A 19,109-nucleotide genomic window follows, 5' to 3' on the forward strand; every position below is an offset into this window, starting at 1 on the left:
CCATCGCCTTCCAAGGGTGAAGGAGCGTAGCGCATGCGGAAAGGTGCCCTCATCGGTCTGGACCCGTTCAACCCCGTGGCGTCGATCACGGTGTTCCAGTTCAATCCGGAAAAGATCACTCGGACCCTGACACCACAGAGCGCGGGCAAGAAAGGGTCAATTTTCGAAACGGAAAGGCTGAAGGGCCCGCCCGAGGAGGTTATCAAATTCGACCTAAAATTCGATGCCGCCGATGATCTGGATATTGGCGACAGCATCACTGAGTCACTGGGGCTGTACCCGCAGCTTTCGGCGCTTGAGATGCTGGTCTACCCCAAAAGTGCGCTGGTTATCACCAACACCGTTCTTCTGGCCACAGGTACCATCGAAGTGATCCCACCGACAGGTCCGCTGACATTGTTCGTCTGGGGACCGCAACGGATTTTACCGGTGCAGGTCAAGGAGTTCAAAATCGAGGAAGAGAGGTTCGACAGCAACCTCAACCCCATCGAAGCAAAAGCCAGCCTTGGCCTGCGCGTGCTCAGCTATAACGATCTCTCGCTGACGCATCCGGGCTACTGGATCTTCATGCTGCATCAGATCGCCAAAGAGGTGTTCGCCACGATCGGGAGCGTCGCCAATATCGACAATCTCGACGAGTTATTTGAGTGAGGATTGCCCATGTTCGAGCCCGGCAGCAGATATGCCAATGTTGAGGTTTTGACCCATACCGTACCGGACGGGCGTGAAACACGATATGTGGCGCGCCGTTTCCTGCCTGCGCCGGGTGGCGGCACTGTGATCCGCGAACATCTGGTCAAGGAAGGGGATCGGTTAGATCATCTATCTTCGCTGTATCTGGGTGATCCAGAACTGTTCTGGCAGATCGCGGATGTGAACAATGCAATGCGCGCCGAGGCGCTGGTTGAAGAAACCGGATCCCGGCTGATCGTCTCGCTCTTGCCCGGAGAGTCACCATGATCAACCTGTTCGGCCTTCACCTTCAGCTTCTGATGGGCGACACCCTGCCGACACCGGCACCGCTCAAGCTGAACGAAGCGCTGCAAAGCGTCGAGGTGACGGCCAAGGACAGCGAACGTTCCGGGTTCCAGATGGTGTTCCAGGTCGGGCGAGGATTGGCCGACCAGAAGGACTTTGCCCTTCTTAAAGAGGCAAAGCTGAAGCCGTTTAACCGGGTCGTGTTGTCAGTGCTGTTTGGCGTCAAGCCCCAGCCGATCATGGACGGGATCATTACCAAACAACAACTCGCGCCCAGCGATGAACCCGGCCAGTCCAAACTGACGGTGACCGGCGAAGACGTCAGCGTCATGATGGATCTGGAGAAACAGGAACGGCCATACCCGCAACTGGGCGATGACGTGATTGTTCCGCTCATCTTGCTGCCGTATATTGTCGAATTCGGGATCGTGCCGCAGGTGATGCCGCCGAATGACTCGCTAACGCGCCCGGTCACCGAGCAGACACGCAGCCAGACAACTAAGGAAACGGATCTTGAGTTCATCAAGAAGCTGGCTGGAAAACATGGGTTTGTTTTCTACGTCGAACCAGGCCTCATCCCGCTTTCAAACGTTGCTTATTGGGGGCCACCCCAACGCTTGAACGTGCCGCAACCTGCGCTTTCGGTGAATATGGGACCGGGAACCAATGTCGAAACGATGTCCTTTTCCTATGGCGAGTTGACGCCAACGGCAGTGACCTACACCAAGTCTTCTGGCGATACCGAGACAATCGATAGCTATGAGCGGGGTGTTCCGCTGGCTGCGCGCATCCCCGACCCCAAAAAGAAAGCATTTCTGGATGACGGGCCGGACGGTGAAACCGATGCTCAGAAACGGGTGCGCGCGCAAGGCAAGGTCAACACCTCCTATGACAACGTGGTGACCGCCGAAGGCACGCTGGACGCCTTGCGCTATGGTCGCATTCTCAAACCGCGCAGCCTGGTAGACGTGCGCGGAGCAGGGGACAGTTTTGATGGGCGGTTCTACGTTAAATCCGTCACCCACACGATCGATGTAAAAGGCGGCATGTACAAACAGAAATTCAACCTTTCGCGTGAGGGGCTTGGAACAACCACGCCACTGGTGACGCCATGACAAGCGGAGCGCGACTGGAGGGACTATTCCGTGGCGAAGTGACCAACAACATCGATCCGCAAAGGCAAGGTCGTGTTCAGTTCAGCCTTCCCAGTGTGTTTGGAAGCAATACGTTGACCTGGGCAATGCCTTGCGTGCCCTATGCCGGCCCGGGCGTTGGATTCTTTTTCATCCCGCCCGTCGGGGCCAAGCTGTGGATTCTGTTCGAAGCCGGAGACCCGGAGTATCCGGTCTGGATGGGCGGGTTCTGGAACAGTTCCGACGATGTGCCCGCAGGCCTGCAGATTGCCGAGCTAAAAGTCCTGAAAACGGACACGGCGACCATCACCATTGCTGATGGGCCGGGGCCTGCTTCGATCACGATAGAAGGGCAGGGTGGGCTGAAGATCACCATGGGACCACAGGGCATCGAGATCACGACCGGGCAGGGGGCGACGGTTGCTCTGCAAGGGCCAAAGACATCAGTCAACGGCACAGCGCTGGAGGTGACGTGATGCCGGGTTTTGTGCTGCATCAGGGGGCGACTGTGACCTGCATGCATGGCGGCAATGCTACGCCGACAAAACCGGATTTGCGTGTCAGCGTAAGCGGAGCGAAAGTCACTGTTCAGCCAGCGCCGTACACCGTTGCTGGTTGCGCTCTGCCACCGCCTACTGCTGGAAACGGGCCCTGCGTCACGGCCCAGTGGACCAGTGGCGCGACACGGGTCAAGGCCAGTGGTCAGCCAGTTCTGGTGCAAAGTTCTCAGGCAGTCTGCGCGCCAACTGGAACAGGCGTCATCATTGCGCAGACTCAGACAAGGGTGAAGGCGACATGATACAGATTGATTACCCTTTTGACTTTGATGCACGCGGTCGAACAGCGCTCACGGATGGTGACAACCATATCCGAGACATGATCGAACAATTCCTGTTTACGCGTGCGGGCGAACGGGTCAACCGGCCGGATTTCGGGGCCGGGCTGGCCGAAGTGGTGTTTGAACCGAACAGCGACGCTTTGGCGTCGACCTTGCAACGCAATGCGCAGGCGGGGTTGCAGCAATATCTGGGTGACTTGATCACCGTTCAGGTGCTGGTCGCCTCAACGCGCGAAGCAGTACTTGAGGTAGAAGTTCGCTATCTCATCAAGCGCACCGGCGAAACCCGCACGGACAGTTTCCAGCGGAGCCTGCCATGACCGGGTGTGGATGTCATACCTCCAAAGATCTGGCCTGTCTGACCGAAACGCGACGGGCGATGGTTCGGGCAAGTGATTTCAATGGCTTAGACTACGTTGAGGTCAGCGACGATCAGCGAGAATTGACGGTCTATTTCCTTGGACCCGCACCGGAAGATCTGCGCCCAGAGAATTTTGCGATCTGCGGCGGGGTGCGTGAAAAAGACTTAGCCGTGGTTGACTTGTGCCTTTGCCCCGAGGTCGATCCTGAACTGGACAATTGCGTGGTGGTGACAGTGGACCGGCCGGGCGATTTCTCGAACTATTGTCTGTGTCTGGTCAACTTGCCCGAGGATGCCCCTTACGATCCGCGCTATCGGTGTCTGGCATTCAGTTTCAAAGCCAATTGCCCGTCGGAAATGGATTGCAAGGATGACAGCATCTGCCCCGAAACCGTGCCGCCGCAACCGGAGTTGGACTATCTCGCCAAGGATTACGCCAGTTTCCGCGCCCTAATCCTAGATCGTCTGGCTGTCACGATGCCCGAATGGACCGAGCGGCACATTCCCGATGTGGGTATCACTCTGGTAGAACTTCTGGCCTATACCGGCGACTATCTGAGTTACTATCAGGACGCGGTTGCGACAGAGGCCTACATGGGCACCGCGCGCCGCAGGGTCTCGGTTAAGCGGCACGCCCGTCTGGTCGACTATCATCTTCACGAAGGATGCAACGCGCGGACCTGGATTGCGATCGGAACAAGTCAGGATCGGGAGATCCGGGCCGGAAGCCTGTTTTTTACAACGGGATTCGAAGACGCCCCTGACACCAGCACTGCAGTTCCGGACTGGTCCTCATTCGACGGTATCGACGAAACACGCTACGAAGTGTTTGCGCCTTTGGTACCCAATCCTGACGCTATGTTGCCGCTGCGCGCTGCGCACAATGAAATTCACGTCTACACATGGGGGGATGCGTCCTGCTGTCTGCCCACCGGCGCAACCAGCGTTACTTTGAAAGATGGATTGCCACCCGCGCCTGAAACTGGCGACCCGGGTGCGAATTACCAGGAAAGTTCGGACTGTTATGGGGATGATGTGGAACCTGACAAACCCTCACAGGGAACGCGTGCGCTGGACCTGCATCCCGGTAATGTCCTGATATTCGAAGAGCGTCTGGGGCCGGAAACCGGTAACCCGACCGATGCCGACCCATCGCGCCGCCATGCTGTGCGGCTTGTATCCGTAAATCCATCTGTCGACCCCTTGAATGGCCAGCCAGTTCTGGAGGCTTGCTGGGCCGAAGAGGACGCTTTGCCCGCGCCGTTCTGCATCTCAACACTGGGTCCGCCACCAACCTGCGCGATGCTGGAAAACGTCTCGATCTTGCGCGGGAATGTCGTACTGGCGGATCATGGCCGTTGGCGGCCCACCGAAAATCTGGGATGCGTTCCGATGGCGGATGATCCGACGGTTTGCCTAGCCGAAGGACGCACTGCAGAGGTGACGTACAGGGCTGGGTGTTTCACCCATACGCCAATACCGGGCCCCTTGACCTTCTCGGCTCCAGTTGATCACGGTGCACCAGCCTCGGATGTTCTCAGACAAGACCCGCGTCAGGCCGTGCCTGCCCTGACCGTGGTGACAGAGCATGATCCGGATTGCGTCCCAGGCAAAATCGACGTGGGAGGTCATGATCAACGCCCGCAGAACTGGACGGTAGTACAGGATCTGTTGAACAGTGGTGCGCGGGACGCGCATGTAGTTGCCGACATCGACTCTCGCCACAGGGCCGTATTGAGATTTGGCGATGATCGCTTGGGCCGCGCTCTGGACCCGTTCAGCCGGGTACACGCTACCCGCCGCACCGGCAATGGTCCGCTGGGCAATGTCGGTTCCGACAAGCTTACGGTGCCTGTGCATGAGACGCTGATTGACGGGTTGATCCTGACCCCCCGGAATCCTCTGCCTGCCACCGGAGGCACTGAGCCAGAACCCATTGAAGACGCAAAAATCTTTGCTCCTCATGGCTTTGGGCAGGAACTGGCCCGGGCGATCACCCCCGCTGACTACGCCGAGATTGCGGCGCGACATCCAAAGGTGCAGCGCGCCGCCGCCGAGCAGCGATGGAATGGCAGCTGGTATGAAATTCGGGTCGCCATTGATCCGCTTGGGCAGGCGGTCGCGGATGACGCGCTACTATCCGAGTTGTTCACCGAGTTGAACCGCTATCGCCGCATTGGTCACGATCTGGCAGTGCGGCCGGCCGCTCAGGTGCCGCTAAAAATCTGCATATCCGTCTGCGCCGCCCCCACCCATCTGCGGGAAGCTGTAAAACGGGACCTGCAAGAGATCTTTGGCGCAGGGTGTTTGCCCGATGGCACGCTCGGTTTTTTCCATCCTGATCGGTTGAGCTTTGGCGAGGACATTGCGCTCAGCCCGTTGCTGACGGCTGCTCAGGCGGTCGATGGGGTTGAAAGCGTGACGATGGCCTGTCTCGAGCGTTTGTTTGAAGGGCCGAATGGAGAACTGGCGGCGGGTGTGTTGCCGATCGGGCCGCTGGAAATCGCGCGTGCCGACAGCGATCCGGGCGCGCCGGAAAACGGGCGTGTCGTCTTTGACATAAGAGGTGGCAGATGAGTACCAACGCGACTTGCGGCTGTTGCAAGGGCATCGGCCCTGTCACCCCCCGGACGATCCGGAACCGGCCGGGGCTGAATTCGATTTCGGCGCGGGTCGGAACACATCCTGACTTCTTTGCAACGATGGTGGCACGGTTGACCAGCCACAGCCTGCCCGAAGGAACACGGCCCCTGCAACGATTGACGACGCGCGACCTCAACGATCCGTCCATTGCTCTTCTGGACTCGTGGGCTGTAGTCTCGGATGTTCTGACATTCTATCAGGAGCGGATTGCCAACGAGGGATATCTGGGCACTGCAATTCAGCGACGCTCGATCCTCGAACTGGGTAAACTGGTGGGGTATCGGCTGCGTCCCGGAGTGGCGGCCAGTGTTTACCTCGCGTTTACGCTCGAGGAAGGGTACGAGGTTACGATCCCGGCCGGTACATTGGCGCGCAGTCTGCCGGGTCCCGGTGAAAGTGCCGAGCCTTTCGAAACAAGCCACGGCCTACCTGCACGTGACCTTTGGGCGGCGATGACACCTAGGCTGTCCCAGCCTCAGGCATTGTTCCCGGAGACTGGGTTCGGCGGTGTCCGATCGGTCTATCTGGATGGCACAGCAACGGGGTTGGAGCCCGGCCAGATCATGCTGCTGACCGGCCCGGGTCATCGTCTGCCGTTCGAAGTGCGCGGGGTGGAAACCGACACAGATGCAGATCGCACGCGGATCGACTATGCAGACAAAGATGTGTTGCACGTTCCGAACGCTGCGGAAATTGTGGTCCGCGCGCCGACCAACCCGTTGAAACAGCTGGGCGACGCGGTCGCGGCATTGCGCAAACCTCTGTCGAACCAACCGGTGTCGAAGTTTGCGCTCGGTCGGGACCCGGGTCAGACCTACGGCGCATCTGCCGATTTGGGGCCGCAGCTATTGGCGGAATTGCAGCCGGGCATTCGGGACGCACTGTTTACAGCCTATGGCAACGCACCCGTTTCCGGCAGCCGTCCGGAAGAGAGGTTGGGCGTTGAATCGCTGCGTGTTTCTGCCACGCCATTCGGCGCGACGGCCCCGCTCGATTTTGAGTACCTTGTCGATGGTGAAGTGCTGCGACAGGAGTGGCCTCTGGCCGAGGTGCGCAGCCATCTGTCAGTTGAGGCGCGGGTGGATGTCGGAGGGCCGGATCTGCTGGCGGCGGCATTCCTGCAGGAGGTCGATCTGGATGCCGGCGGCTCGGCCCCGATTAGCCTGTCCCTTCGAATTTGGGACAGAATGGTAGCACGGAACGGAACGCCGATCAGCCTCGCCCAACTTTCTGATGGGGTCGCAGTGTCCAGTGGCCGCCAGCAGGTGCTGGAGACCGACATCGACGGCATACCTGTTCGTGTTGAAGCCATATATATCGGGCCATTAGGTTCGACGGCCCTATTCAGGTTGAGCGAAATCCGAGTGCTTTGGGGAGGTGGTTCTTCGGCTCGGAGCATTACAATATCAGCCGCCACGGACGGTATCCCAAGCGTATTGCTGGCGGCAGCCGCAGTGTTGCCAAACTCGGGTGTCAGGGTCTCGGTTGATGGGGAAAGCGAATTCATCCTTGCCGGACAGCCCCCGGTTCAGGTGGAAGTCGCTCCGGACCGCCAGGCAACACTGGCAATGAACGCCTCAGGTACGGCATTGACGGTGCAACGTCAGGATACAGGGTTCGCAGGAACCCCGACGGCGGCGAGCATTCTGTCTCTGGATGCCGAATACGAGGGAATAGTTCCCGGCGGATTGCTCTTGATCGACCACCCTGTCGAAGGGTGCCATGTATTCGAGGTACTTGCCGTCCGGAATGCCGCGCGATCGGACTACGGAGTATCGCAACCCGTCACACATGTTTTGCTGGATGGGACCTGGTTGACCGGACGCGAGGCGACACTGGCCGATATTCGGGGGCTCAAGATACGGGCCGCGAATGAACCACTGGCTCTAGCGCAGGAACCTTTGATTGCGGACGTGTCCGGGGCGTCGGTCGACCTCAATGGTCTTTACGAGGGGCTCGAGGCCGGGCGCTGGATCGCTATCACAGGCGAGCGCACCGATGTGTTGTCATCGGACGGTCAGGTTGTGCCCGGAATCGAAGCGACCGAACTGGTGATGATAGCTGGCGTTGACCACCGCCCGGCGCAGATCACCGGACCCAATGGCAACGACATCAACCTTCCGGGTGACACCCTGCATACACGGCTGACACTGGCCGAACCACTTGCCTACAGCTACCAGCGGGAGAGTGTGACGCTGAACGCAAACGTCGTTCTGGCGACGCATGGAGAAACCGTATCCGAGACAATCGGTAGTGGGAATAGCGCGACCCGGCTTCAGACTTTTGCCCTGGCGCATGGCCCGGTCACGCATGTCTCGGCGCCCACATCTGCCGGAACCGAAAGCACGCTGTCGGTTCGGGTAAATGACATTCTGTGGCATGGAGGTGAAACCCTGCTGTCCTTTGCAGGCGACGAGCGCGGATACCAAAGCCAAACAGATGATGACGACACTACTTCTGTCACCTTCGGCGACGGCATTCGGGGAGCGCGCCTGCCCAGCGGTTCGGAGAACACACGCGCGACCTATCGGGCGGGGATCGGACGGTCGGGCAACGTTGCAGCCAGGCAGATCTCGACGCTTGGACCCAAGCCGCTTGGCGTGAAGGAAGTTTTCAATCCGCGTGCTGCCAGCGGTGGTGCCGCACGTGAAACCCGCGACCAGGCTCGTCGCCGTGTTCCGCTAGCTACACGGGCACTGGACCGGCTTGTCTCGGTGGAGGACTACACAGATTTCTCGCTGCTATATGCCGGAATCGACAAAGCCCATGCCTTGCGGCTATCCGATGGCAGCCGCGATATTGTACATGTGACGCTGGCTGGCGCATTGGACGCGCCAATCGATCCGTTGTCGTCCCTGTATCGAAACTTGATGACCTCGCTGGCCAAATTTGGCGATCCTTCGGTTCCGGTCGTTCTGGCCGCGCGAGAGGCTGCGTATCTGTTCCTGAGTGCAAAAGTGTCGGTTCATCCGGACCATCTTTGGGAAAATGTCGAACCGCCCTTGCGTAACGCGTTGACCGAACAATTCGGGTTTGACCAGCGTGATCTTGGGCAACCTTTGCGTTTAAGCGAGGTGGTCGCGGTGATGCAGGTCGTTCCTGGTGTTGCGTTTGTGGACGTCGACCTGTTCGAAGCTGTGGGCGAGGTAGATGCCGCGTCGCCGGAAATGCTGGCTGAGCGGCTTGGTGCCTTCGCCAATCGCCCGGCCAATTCCGTGCCCCGATCTTTCATCGGTGCAGGTTTCGCAACCAGAGAGAACGGATCAATCCGACCTGCACAGCTTGTTTTCCTGCCCGACAACCTGCCCGACGCGCTTATTCTGACTGAGGTGACGCCATGACCGTGCGAGATCCAGACAGGCTGTATGACCTGCTTCCTGCCATTCACCGCAAGCGCGATGTCGACCGGGGAGGGCCTCTACGGGCATTGTTGCAGGTTATCGCCGAGCAGGTTGATGTGCTGGAGGACGACATCGATCAGCTTTATGAGAACTGGTTCATCGAAACCTGTGACGACTGGGTTATTCCCTATATCGGCGCGCTGATCGGCTATGAATCTCCTCCGCAGATTGCGGCTGATGATGAACAAAGCACTTTGCTGACCTCGGTTCTGGCACCCCGCAGGGCGGTTGCGCACAACATTCGGGACAGGCGGCGCAAGGGCACGTTGCCATTGTTGGAGCTTATCGCGAAAGACACGGCTGACTGGCCGGCGCGGGCGGTCGAGTTCTACCGTCTGCTGAATTGGATGCAGCCTCTCAATCACCAAAGGCTTGCCCGTGGGCGCACGGTCGATCTGCGGAACGGGCTTGATCTTGCGCATCTGGGTGGACCCTTCGAACAGATTGCACATGGGGTCGATGTACGACGGATTACATCCACACGTACGCTGGGCCGGTACAATATACCCAATGTCGGCGTATTTGCATGGCGGCTGAAACCCTACGAAATCCGCCGCGGGCCTGCCTACGCAAGAGAAGATCTTGGGACTGGCCTGTACGCGTTCAGCGTACTCGGCAATGACACGCCCCTGTTTAACTTGCCCCAACCGGAGACGTCTGAAGACGCAATTGCGGAACCTAAAAATCTGCCGATCCCAATTGGGTTGCGAATGTTTTCGGAAGATATCGCTAGTTATTGCGGCGCGGACAAAAGCCTTGCGATCTGGGCCGAAGATTGGCCTGAAAGCGGTCAGAGCGGCCTTGTGCCGGTCAAGAATATCGTTCCTGCCGATCTGAGTGGCTGGCACTATCGTCCAGCGCGGGGTCAGGTGGCGGTCGATCCCGAACGGGGTCGGATCGCCTTCCATCCGCGCCAGTCGCCGGGTGGCGAGGTGTATGTGCGCTATCACTACGGATTTTCGGATGACACAGGGGGTGGCCCCTACCTGCGCAACCCGACCGAACCTGCTGGGGCGACACGTTACTTCGTCGGTGCAGGCGCGGAGTTTGAAGATATCTCCGGTGCGCTTGCCAAATGGCGGGATGAAGATCCGGATGATGCGGTGATAGAGATCATCGATGGTGGCGTGTATACCGAACGACTGACAGTCGACCTGCGCGAGGGACAGAGCTTGCAGTTGCGCAGCAGGGACGAAAGTCGGGCTGTGCTGCGGCTGCTGGACTACAGGTCATCGCGAGGGGACGCGCTGATGATCCGCGGCGGTGTAGGCAGCCGAATAACGTTGGATGGCCTCATCGTCGTCGGGCGCGGTCTGCAAGTACGCGGTGCTCTGGATGAGTTGCGTTTGCGGCACGCCACTCTGGTTCCGGGGTGGAGCCTTGGGTCCGATTGCGTGCCCGACCGACCGGGAGAAGCGAGCCTAGATCTGGTCGACGGACCGGTCTCGGTTCGGATCGAGCGATCGATCCTTGGCCCGATACAGGTCAGCGGGGATGAGGTCGGGGCAGATCCCATAGCCGTGGCAATTCTGGACAGTATCGTAGACGCCAACTCGGATACGCGCGAGGCAATTGGCGCGCCGTCCTGGCCATTGGCACATGCCGTTCTGGATATTCGCCGCTCGACCCTGATCGGAACAGTTCAAACCCATGCGATTTCCATGGCCGAGGACAGTATCTTTACCGGCACGGTTCGGGTCGCTCGCCGTCAGATCGGCTGTATACGGTTTTGCCATGTCCCGAAGGGGTCAAGAACACCGCGGCGGTTCAGGTGCCAGCCTGATCTTGCCATTGAAGCGGCCGTTTCAGCGGTGCCGCAAATACCTCTTAGCGGAGCGGTCTCCGTTCCTGTCGAGATTGGCAGTACGCCGATTGGGCCGTTCGGTGCTCCGACCGATAGCGCCAATTTGCGTTTGCGGCTGGACACGACCGAGGCCGCCCCCGCCATCGGAGATGCCTTTTCACTGAGCCTGACAATCGACAATCTGGGGCCACGGTCAGCGGGAAAGATTGCGGTCACGATCCTGCCGCCCAGAGATGCCGGCGATCCAACAAACAGCGCGTTCGAAGATGACCCAGATGTCACCGTCAGCCGCGGTGCCTTGTTGGCGGACGCCGACCCGCCGATCTGGGAATTGTCCGGACTGTCCCCTGGGGAATGCGCCGTACTGACCGCCAACCTTGTCGCGGCTGCGCCGGCCGACCCACCGCATCTGGGGGCATTTGTTTCCTCTCATGCATTCGAAGATGGAACGTCGGATTATGTCGACAGGTTGCGCCGCGCGGCTATTTCTTCGATGCGTCCTGTCTTTACCAGCCTCCGGTACGGAGAGCCCGCTTATTGCCAGCTTGATCTTTGTACATCCGAGGGCGTTCGCAAAGGGGCCAGCAATGGTTCTGAAATGGGCGCATTCCACGCCTTGTTTCAACCGCAACGCAGTGCTGCGCTGACGGCGCGGCTTGCCGATTATGTTCCGGCCGGAATGTCCGCCGGGCTTATTTTTGCCAACTAGGAGGGTGGATATATGAAAGCCGACCTCAGCCGTGAAAGTTATCGCCAACAGCACGGATACGCGCGGGTTTTGATGCAGCAGGGACGCGTTCTGCTGGATGCTGATTGGAACGAGCAGGTGTCCATCTTGCTGGAACAGACCCGCATGCTGGCCGCCGACCTAATCGGTCCGCATGGCGGGCCGGGTGACGGGTTCAGGATTACCTGCTCCGATGACCTTCTGTGTGACTTCGAAATCGGAAGGGGGCGATACTACGTCAACGGCATAGCTTGTGAACTATGGCCAGAGGTACATTGCTCACCCAACGGGGACACGCCTCCTGTGTTGTATACAATGCAGGCCGATTTTCCCGTGGCCGAAGGGGGCGAATTCGAGCTCAGCCCGGGTGCACGTTATCTGGTGTACTTGGACGTCTGGGAACGTCATCTGAACCACCTTCAGGCCGATGGTATCTGTGAGTTGGCGCTTGGTGGTTCGGACACGGCGACCCGGGCCAAGGTCGTGTGTCAGGTCAAGGTCGCCTCTCTTGAAAAGGTGGAGGATGACGATCTTGGATGCGAAGACCTTCTGGATATATTGGTGGGGGATCGGTTGAAACTGCCCCGTTGTCTGCGTGCACGGGCTAAGGTCGACATTCCATCAGAAGATCCCTGTCTGGTGCCGCCCACTGCGCAGTACAGGGGGGCAGAAAATCAGCTCTATCGCGTCGAAATTCACAATCCCGGTGCCGTGGGTGGGTCCAAAGGGCAAGCGACGTTCAAGTGGTCGCGCGAAAATGGCTCGGTTGTGTTTGGAATCCAAAGCCTGCAAGGCGCGGTTGCAACGCTGGTCAGTCTGGGCCCGGATCAGGCGCGCGGGCTCAAAGAGGGCGATTGGGTCGAAATCGTCGATGACGTATCGGAACTGACGGCCAGCCCACGGCCCTTGTACGCGATTGAGGCCGTCGACAGGGTCAACGCCGCGGTGACTTTGCATGTGCCAGAGGGGGAAGAGTTGCCGGTCTTCAGCGAAGGCGCGGATACCCACCCAATACTACGACGTTGGGATCAGTCATCAGCGGCAATTCCAGTGCAGGAATCCAAGTGGATTGAGCTGGAAGACGGTGTGCAGATTTGGTTCGAGCAGGGCGGGGACTACAAAACCGGGGACTATTGGCAAATCCCGGCCCGCACGGCGATAGCCGACGTGCTCTGGCCGCAAGAAACCGGTCCTGACGGGGCACCCTGGCCCAAGGCGCAACCTCCGCACGGCATCCGGCATCATCTGGCACCCCTGCGTCAGATCGAACTGGATGAAAACGGCCGAGTGACCTGTGCCGAAGAGGAATGCCGCTGTGTCTTCCCAACGCTATGTGCGCTGGCCAATGACGAACGCCCTGATCCGCCAGATCCTGACCCGGCATTCTCTCGCGTGGACTTGGGGGCAATCGAGTTCGAGGCGGAAACGGTTACGCCGCTTGAGGCGTCTGTCGCGACGCTTTCCGCCAACGTTACCCGCATTCGCACGTCGCTGGCGGCTGGTGGTTTCCATCAGGTCGAGGTTCGGTCTATGTCGGTCGAATCCGGGCCCGCCGGTCTGGCTTTGGGGAAACGTCGTGAGGATCTGGTGGCTGAATCCTATCTCGAAGCTGGTGTGCCGGCGGCCAGCATCGTTCGATCTGATGTTCAGATCGTGAACGACGGCGATCCACGGGTTGAAAGCGTTCTGGCCGAGACCGCCACAAGCGCGACAGATCCCATCGAACGCCCCCGAATTCCGGTCAACGATGTTCCGGGCGTCGGCAACACTTCTGCTGAACGGTTGATCGCAGCCGGGATCAAAGACGCGGCGGCCTTGGCGCGGGTTGATTTGGACAAACTGGTGGAGATCCTCGGTACTCCCGGCGGCCGGGCATTTCCCCGGTCAAGAGCAAGCGAAATCATCCGCGAGGCGCGACGACTTGCAAGCGAGGGCTAAGAGCTGAAAATGGAAGGGTGCCTGTGTGGGTTCTTCGGCAGTTTTTCAATAGAAAAATGCTTGTTTTCTGCCTGATGCCACACTGCCACCGACCAGTAAAAACCTTGACTAAAGTGGCAGTTTGAGAGACCCTGAAATCTCTAAAGTAAACGCATTTTGGTTTACCTAAGAAGGATTGTGACATGTACCATGCAGTCAAGTCCCAGAGCATCCGGAAGCTACTTGTCGTTGAAGGCCCGTCGCTGATAATTTCGATCGCCATCGCAAACACGTATTATAAGTTTGGTTCTTTTCTTCTGGAACTTCTGGCCTTTCTTCCGACCTGGTTTGTGGTGAGCTTTGTGATCTCGCAACTGCTGTCCCGATTGCAGCCCGAAAAGAGACCTTAAGCCGGGGCGGGGCCGCACGGGACACGTCACACCAAAGACCTTGGGGCTGATTGGGCTGTGAAGCCCGCAAAGCCGTCTAAACGAACGCTGTGTTTTTTCAATCGACGGCAAATCAAACCCAATTGGCAGGCGTTTGACCATTGGAACTGAACAAAAGAGGGGAGTGTGATGAATTGGATACCGCAAGGACCGCGACCCGCTACGGACGGTCAGTCTGAAGGTGTTGCAGACCGCGAAATCGTGGGGGCCGTGAATGCCGTAGCGCCTCACCCGTTTGACAGTGACATCCTGTATATCGGTACCGTGAACGGAGGTGTGTGGCGCACGCGGAACACGTTGGACGCAAGACCGGACTGGGTCAGTTTGATGCCCAACGAAGACTCTCTTTCCATCGGAGCACTATGTCTGGATCGAAACGATCCGACGGTGCAGACTCTCGTCGCTGGTACCGGTCGATTTAGCAGCATGCGTCGTGTCGGCGGGGCGTTGTTGGGCGTTATGCTGTCAACGGATGACGGAGCAAGCTGGAACGTACTGGACAATGGTGGGTTGTTTCGCGCCTTGCATATCAGAGCGATCCACGCAGCCGGGGATGTGATCATTCTAGCGGGCAACGGTGGTCGGGCATCTCTGGCGGATGGAGTTTATCGTTCGGATGACAAGGGGCAGAGCTTTACTCATCTGTCGCCTGTTAGTCTGCAAACAGGCCCGTCCTTTGCGGTCGAGGCTTCTCCGGTCGATGCAGATCTGGTCTATGTGCATGCTGGCCGAGCGATCTTTGTGACAAATGACGGTGGCGTAACCTGGGCAAAGATCAGTTCCAGCGTCATGGAGACGTTTTTGTTCAGTCCAACCAGTGTGCGGATAGCACCTGGGCCGGGCGATACGGTCTTTGTTGCTATTGCCGTGAATGGACGGCTTGCCGCTTTGTTCCACTCGGCCGACCGAGGCGCCAACTGGTCCAACCTGGATCTACCTACGACTACCGAGGGCAGTGGCAATACCTTTGGCCTGCATCCGGGCGGGCAGGCGGGGATCCATTTTTCCATGGCCGCTGACCTGCAGGATGCCAACATCGTATACATCGGGGGTGACCGGCAACCCTCGTTCGATGAGAACGCGCCGCCAGGGCTTGCCTTGCCGCAATTTCCCAACTCAATCGGCGCAGAAACCTTTTCGGGTCGTCTGTTTCGCGTAGATGCGAGCCAGCCGCCCGGAGCACAGGCCAGCCCAATCACGCATCAGAACTCCGGTGCAAATAGTGCGCCACATGCGGATTCCCGGACAATGGCCATTGCATGCAACGGCGACCTGATCGAAGGCGATGACGGTGGCGTTTACCGTCGCACGGATCCGCGTTCGAACACCGGGGACTGGATAACGATGATAGGGTCGCTGCAGAACACGGAATTCCATTCCGCTGCTTGGGATCCGGCGACACAAGTCGCAATGGGCGGTGCGCAGGACAACGGAACGCTGCGACAACCCGGGACCGGAGCCGAAAGATGGCCCACCGTGATGGGTGGGGATGGTGGAGTTGTGGCGATTGCACCAGACACCACAAATGGCGGGTCGGTGCGCTATTTTAGTTTTCAGTTTCTAGGAAACGCGCATCGGCAGTTTTTTGATGGAAATGGGGTTTCACTTGGGTTCCAGCGGCTTCAGTTGTTTGAGGTTGGCACGACGATGTCTCTGTCTCCACAGTTCTATTCTCCGATCCAGACGAACCCCGGCGACCCTCTGCGTCTGGTGATTTGTGGAGCCAATGCCGTATGGGAATCTTTTGACCGCGGGGACACTCTGCATCTTGTCGGACCGATCGGGGTTCAGGCCAATGCAGCAGCCTCTGTGGCATATGGCGGCACTAACGACGCTGAAGTGCTGTATGTCGGAGCGGGTTTGGATGTTTTCGTTCGGACCGGCCCCGCGCCAGCGCAGATGCAGCAAGCAACACGGTTCAGCAACGGAGAGGACGTAACCGCTGTGGCGTTGGACGCGAATATGCCAACGACTGCGTACGCAACTCTGTTCAACAGCGTCCATCAGACAATCGATTCAGGACAAACTTGGGTAGACATAACCGATGACCTGTTGACGGCAGGGGGTCGCACCATTCGATCGGTCGTCTGGTGCGGAAATTTCGGAAACGGTCATCTTGTCGTCGGAACCAATGCGGGCATCTTTGCTGCCGAGGCTCCGAACTTTACAGGATGGTTCCGATTGGCGGCCGATCTGCCTGCAGTGCCGGTCATGCAACTGCAATATGACGATGCCAATCAGGTATTGCTGGGCGCGACACTTGGCAGAGGAGCATGGACCTTGGATCTGTCGCAGCCGCTGATCGCCCTGAACCCGAACCCCGCGGCCAACGCCGTGCAACCCAGCTGAGAGGAGGCGTAGAGGACTATGACCACAAGCATCGAACTCAGCTCTGGCATCGTCATCGACACCGAGGGCGGACAGGCTTATGTCATGGCCCCCCAAGGGGGCGTGACCGCCATATCACTGCAGGATGGATCCAGTATCTGGCATTCCGTAAATGCAGATAAGCCGTTATTGCTGAAAGAGAACCTTCTTCTCAGCCAGGCGTTGCCGAAGGATTCAAACAATGGTGTCGCGATCCGCACCTTGCGGGTCGATGACCAGGGGGCCGTGCAAAGTGAAAGCACGGTGCCGCTGCCTGCTGGGGTTCAGTCACGTCTTGCCCCGTCGACGGACCGCGGTTTCAATGTTTCTGCAGTGCCTTTGGACGGCGAAGCCGTGTTGCGTTGGGAGTACCGTGAACGTCCACTGCGCGGACTTGCCACCGGCCCTGACGAGATTCTACCCGATGAAGTTCTGCCCGGAATGGGTCCCCCGACCGGAGGGCTTGGTGCATTGCCGGGTGCAAGCTCTGCCAAGGCGCAGGACGAAGAAACCGTTGTCCGGGGGCAGGTCCGGTTGTCTCCACAGGACGGAACGGTAAGCCCGATGGTTGAACCGACCGTTGAGCGGGCGCTTCCCTCCGTTCCGCAGTTTTCAGTCCGTCGCCCCGGCGCGGCTGGACAGCCAGCGGCGGAAAGCGCTGCGCCCAATCCGTTTGAATTTCAGTCTGCCGACGGCAAGACATGGTTGCAAAGTGTTCCTGAGGAAGGCGCGATTATCTGGACCGTCTACCGCTGGAATCTGCACAATACCGGCAGCACCGAAGTTCTGGGATCGGTCGATTTGCCGGTCAGTTTTTCGCCCTTTGTCGTGTCTGACGGCATGCTGTTCGTCGAGTTGCAACCACACGCGCGTTTGCTTGACGGAGAACTGACGGAAGAACCTATGCAGTTGCGCGCTTATGACATCGCGACGGGAAAAAGACTCTGGTCGGTCGAAGTTAGGGATATCTATGCGGTCCCGGTCCCGCCGCCTTAAACCGGCTTACCCGGCCAGCAGTGGGCCTGTCACCTGAGGATCAGATCAACGACCGAGCGCGGAGCTTCAAAAAGCGAGACGCATTCGCGCACGAACGCGTCGCGCACCGAGGCGTCCGCACGACCGCTCCGCAAACCGGCTGCTGACTCGTCATAGCGTTCGCGTTCATCTGCAGCTTCAAGAACGGCGCGGGTCAGTTCTATTTCACGTTGCATGATGCGATCTCCGCCATATTGCGGAATGCGCCATGCGAAGAATGGTTGTGTACGAGATCGCAGTGCAGTGCGGCGCCAAAGGCTGGGTGGGATCAGGTCGGGGTGTTCAGCGGAACTGGCCAGCAGCTCCGACCAGCTGCGTGAAAGCATGGGTGGAAATTTTAGCGTGTTCATACTTTTGTCCGGGCCGCGCAGTGCGACAATGTCAGGGTGCTGGTGTCCAAAAATACGTGCCGTGTTTTCCACAACTTCGCGAAACAGGCCGTCGTCATAGTCAACCGGGCGCGGGATGCTGGCGGATGAGCCCTTCTCTTTGAGCAGCAGCAACAAATGTGCCCCGTAAAGACCAAGCATCGGGTTTTCAAACTTGCCGCCCACGTATCTCAGTAATTCGTTTGTTGCGGTCGACCTTTCATCCGCCAGCGCGAACCGTGCGGCATCTGTCAGACGGACCATCTCGTCACCCATCAACATCTGGTCGCGTGAGATGTGAATCGAGATGTCAACAAGTCGCTTGTTTGCGGAGGTATCGATGCCTCCAATATCCTCGATCGGTGGCTCGTACAGGGCGAAAACATGGGTACGCCAGCCGGGCAAGATGGTGATCATCTGCTCGATCTTGCTTTCGCCGTCGGACAAAGACAGGGAATACATACCAGGTGCTACGTTCAAAGAAGCACCGGAGTATCGGTCCGAGGACAGATCACCCGAGAACCACGTCGCTTCGGGTGCAACTCGGGGCCCAGCACGCGTGGGACCCGTTCGGACGCCTTCTTCTGTCGACAGGTCCAGAGGCAGCAGACCCCTGCCACCGCCCGTACGCAAGATTGCCCCTTCTGCCGGATTGTCCAAGTTCATCGGTCCAAAGTCGCTCCACGGTGTCCACCAACGGGCCATGAAGACAAGAGATCCGTTGTGGACGGGCGCGCGCCGCCGGCCCAAAGACAGTGCAATGGCCGGAGCTGCATCGACAGTGCTCTGTTCCGGTGGTACGGCCTGTTCGGCTGCATACATATGCGTTTCGTGTGTTCTGTTCGTGCTGGCCAGCGGTGCGGCGGATCCAAACTCGATCCTTGGTACATCGAGGATGGTATCCTCGCGCAGGACAATGACCTTTTGCCATTCACTCCGACCGGAAACCGCACGTACCTTGTATATGCCCGCCACCAGATCCTGATTCAACTGTCGCGCACCGCGACCACACAGGGCGAAATCTGCCGCAATCACGAAGATCTCGGTGGTTTCATCTGCGGCGCGTACACTCAGTTTCGGCATTGCTC

At 58.8% G+C, this 19,109-nt stretch carries 12 protein-coding genes; 11 read left to right on the forward strand and 1 reads right to left on the reverse strand.

Annotated elements, in window-relative coordinates; translation table 11 throughout:
* Positions 1-33: 33 nt before the first annotated feature.
* From ACR0L4_RS19385 to ACR0L4_RS19435, 11 genes are all read left to right on the forward strand, one after another.
* On the forward strand, positions 34-651 hold the full coding sequence (locus ACR0L4_RS19385; RefSeq protein ID WP_170752929.1) for a hypothetical protein: 618 nt from the start codon (positions 34-36) through the stop codon (positions 649-651).
* A gap of 9 nt (positions 652-660) precedes the next feature.
* The gene (locus ACR0L4_RS19390; protein WP_480514703.1) at positions 661-960 is read left to right on the forward strand and encodes a hypothetical protein; all 300 of its coding nucleotides are present in this window, start codon (positions 661-663) and stop codon (positions 958-960) included.
* Positions 957-2,093 (forward strand): phage late control D family protein, encoded by a 1,137-nt coding sequence (locus ACR0L4_RS19395; RefSeq protein WP_480514704.1) that lies wholly within the window; start codon positions 957-959, stop codon positions 2,091-2,093. The genes ACR0L4_RS19390 and ACR0L4_RS19395 overlap by 4 nt, the downstream gene beginning before the upstream one ends.
* A complete protein-coding gene (locus ACR0L4_RS19400) occupies positions 2,090-2,587 on the forward strand; it encodes a phage baseplate assembly protein V (protein ID WP_170752923.1) in 498 nt (165 codons plus the stop codon). The genes ACR0L4_RS19395 and ACR0L4_RS19400 overlap by 4 nt, the downstream gene beginning before the upstream one ends.
* A 319-nt stretch (positions 2,588-2,906) precedes the next feature.
* Positions 2,907-3,269, forward strand: coding sequence for a GPW/gp25 family protein (locus ACR0L4_RS19405; protein WP_480514705.1), 363 nt, complete (start codon positions 2,907-2,909; stop codon positions 3,267-3,269).
* Positions 3,266-5,887 carry a putative baseplate assembly protein gene (locus tag ACR0L4_RS19410; protein WP_480514706.1) on the forward strand — a complete coding sequence of 874 codons (2,622 nt, stop codon included), beginning with the start codon at positions 3,266-3,268 and terminating at the stop codon, positions 5,885-5,887. Before ACR0L4_RS19405 ends, ACR0L4_RS19410 begins: the two co-directional genes overlap by 4 nt.
* Positions 5,884-9,294, forward strand: coding sequence for a putative baseplate assembly protein (locus tag ACR0L4_RS19415; protein ID WP_170752919.1), 3,411 nt, complete (start codon positions 5,884-5,886; stop codon positions 9,292-9,294). Before ACR0L4_RS19410 ends, ACR0L4_RS19415 begins: the two co-directional genes overlap by 4 nt.
* Positions 9,291-11,867 carry a hypothetical protein gene (locus tag ACR0L4_RS19420; RefSeq protein WP_480514707.1) on the forward strand — a complete coding sequence of 859 codons (2,577 nt, stop codon included), beginning with the start codon at positions 9,291-9,293 and terminating at the stop codon, positions 11,865-11,867. The genes ACR0L4_RS19415 and ACR0L4_RS19420 overlap by 4 nt, the downstream gene beginning before the upstream one ends.
* Positions 11,868-11,879: 12 nt before the next feature.
* A complete protein-coding gene (locus ACR0L4_RS19425; protein WP_480514708.1) occupies positions 11,880-13,823 on the forward strand; it encodes a DUF6519 domain-containing protein in 1,944 nt (647 codons plus the stop codon).
* A gap of 557 nt (positions 13,824-14,380) precedes the next feature.
* On the forward strand, positions 14,381-16,600 hold the full coding sequence (locus tag ACR0L4_RS19430; protein ID WP_480514709.1) for a hypothetical protein: 2,220 nt from the start codon (positions 14,381-14,383) through the stop codon (positions 16,598-16,600).
* Between the two features lie 18 nt (positions 16,601-16,618).
* Entirely contained in the window at positions 16,619-17,614 is a 996-nt protein-coding gene (locus tag ACR0L4_RS19435) for a hypothetical protein (protein ID WP_480514710.1), read from the forward strand.
* Positions 17,615-17,643: 29 nt separating this feature from the next.
* Here ACR0L4_RS19435 and ACR0L4_RS19440 read toward each other — a convergent pair whose 3' ends face one another.
* Complete coding sequence (locus tag ACR0L4_RS19440) at positions 17,644-19,104, reverse strand: hypothetical protein (protein ID WP_480514711.1); 1,461 nt, start codon at positions 19,102-19,104, stop codon at positions 17,644-17,646.
* Positions 19,105-19,109: the final 5 nt, after the last annotated feature.

The organism is Ruegeria sp. AB5 (assembly GCF_056542645.1).

Bases quoted from the DNA above. Each gene is read 5' to 3' on its own strand.
- ACR0L4_RS19435 (WP_480514710.1), top strand. From the start codon at position 16,619: ATGACCACAAGCATCGAACTCAGCTCTGGCATCGTCATCGACACCGAG.
- ACR0L4_RS19400 (WP_170752923.1), top strand. From the start codon at position 2,090: ATGACAAGCGGAGCGCGACTGGAGGGACTATTCCGTGGCGAAGTGACC.
- ACR0L4_RS19440 (WP_480514711.1), bottom strand. From the start codon at position 19,104: ATGCCGAAACTGAGTGTACGCGCCGCAGATGAAACCACCGAGATCTTC.
- ACR0L4_RS19405 (WP_480514705.1), top strand. From the start codon at position 2,907: ATGATACAGATTGATTACCCTTTTGACTTTGATGCACGCGGTCGAACA.
- ACR0L4_RS19425 (WP_480514708.1), top strand. From the start codon at position 11,880: ATGAAAGCCGACCTCAGCCGTGAAAGTTATCGCCAACAGCACGGATAC.
- ACR0L4_RS19415 (WP_170752919.1), top strand. From the start codon at position 5,884: ATGAGTACCAACGCGACTTGCGGCTGTTGCAAGGGCATCGGCCCTGTC.
- ACR0L4_RS19420 (WP_480514707.1), top strand. From the start codon at position 9,291: ATGACCGTGCGAGATCCAGACAGGCTGTATGACCTGCTTCCTGCCATT.
- ACR0L4_RS19395 (WP_480514704.1), top strand. From the start codon at position 957: ATGATCAACCTGTTCGGCCTTCACCTTCAGCTTCTGATGGGCGACACC.
- ACR0L4_RS19410 (WP_480514706.1), top strand. From the start codon at position 3,266: ATGACCGGGTGTGGATGTCATACCTCCAAAGATCTGGCCTGTCTGACC.
- ACR0L4_RS19390 (WP_480514703.1), top strand. From the start codon at position 661: ATGTTCGAGCCCGGCAGCAGATATGCCAATGTTGAGGTTTTGACCCAT.
- ACR0L4_RS19430 (WP_480514709.1), top strand. From the start codon at position 14,381: ATGAATTGGATACCGCAAGGACCGCGACCCGCTACGGACGGTCAGTCT.
- ACR0L4_RS19385 (WP_170752929.1), top strand. From the start codon at position 34: ATGCGGAAAGGTGCCCTCATCGGTCTGGACCCGTTCAACCCCGTGGCG.